This window comes from Streptomyces sp. NPDC029014 (genome assembly GCF_055564695.1).
Window position 1 is genome coordinate 1 of record NZ_JBVHVT010000238.1, and the last position, 1221, is coordinate 1221.

Consider the following 1221-nt stretch of genomic DNA (forward strand, 5'->3'; position numbering starts at 1 on the left):
GAGTACAAGGCAGGGAAATACTACCGCCTGACCGGTGATGTCCGGTTGGCGTTCAAACGCGAAGTGCTGGGTTCGGCGCACGTTTTCAGATTGCCGTTCCATGGCGGGGTATTCTGCGACCGAACGTTCAAAGATGCGGTGGAAGCTGCCGGCATAGTCACGGCCAAGAGATCCAACGGGCTCTGGTTTGAAGATGTGGTGAACTGCTGAGTCGGTCCCGGCGCTGACAGGAGGGCACGACTGCGCTCTAAATATGCGGAGCATGGTGCTTGCGCTGAGAAATCGTAGATTTCCTAATTGCCTCAGAAACCATTGATGGTCAAAATTGCCGTTATCGTCTGTCTTCTCGCAAGCGACGGGCTATGATCTCCGGGAGGGCTCACGGTCTACACTGGAGGTCTTCACATAGCTGGCGGCGAACGCCTTCCCGGGGCGCCGCTTTGTCTCCAGGCTGGAACACGAAATTTGGGAGGAACAAGCGCATGGATTCGTCAAAGCCTAATCAGCCTGTGCCCGGCGAGTTCTATCTGCTCATGCCTGACACGACCCGAAGGGGAAGAGGGCATGGCGTTGAGATCGAGAATGAGGACGCACTGCTGACGCCTCCCAGGCTGATCATCCGCCCCGAAGAAGGCGGTTTCCCTCATCTGGCGCAGAGACCGCGCCTGGTTCTCGATCCAAAGCTGGGGGATCCACCGCAGGACCTCGAAGGAGGAATGAGTGGCTACTGGTTGGTATCAGAGCGCCTCAAGAAGGCATTCACCGAAATAGATCCCGTTGCCTTTGAGTTCGTGGAGTGTGACTACGTGCTTCCGGACGGCACAGAGGGCCCAACGTACTACCTGTGCGAGGTTGCTCGCGAACTGGATGCCGTCGACGAGGAAGCGTCGAAGTTCCGGGTCATCGTTGATGAGGGCTATCCGGGCGGAAGGTTCTACGACCTTCGTGGCGGAGCAAGCTTGGCATTCAAGAGGGATGTAATCGCGGACAGTCACGTCTTCCGCACTCCATATTCTGGTGACCTTGTCTACTGTGACCGCATATTCCGAGATGCCATACGGGCTGCGGGAATCGGAAGTGACGGTGAAACACGCGGCCTTAGGTTCAAGGACGCATTCGATATCTGAAGCAGATATGTGATTTCATGGATGAGGTGTTGATATGCCGGCTGATCGTCCGATCCTGCAGGATCACCATGTAATCGAGCAGCAGACCTTCAGG

At 56.3% G+C, this 1221-nt stretch carries 2 protein-coding genes; both read left to right on the top strand.

Annotated elements, in window-relative coordinates; genetic code table 11:
• A partial coding sequence (locus ACZ4VL_RS40790; RefSeq protein ID WP_468211105.1) for an imm11 family protein occupies window positions 1–210 on the top strand: 210 nt, incomplete at its 5' end.
• Window positions 211–482: 272 nt separating this feature from the next.
• Window positions 483–1127, top strand: a complete 645-nt coding sequence (locus ACZ4VL_RS40795) for a DUF1629 domain-containing protein (protein WP_049421156.1) — start codon at window positions 483–485, stop codon at window positions 1125–1127.
• Window positions 1128–1221 lie beyond the last annotated feature (94 nt).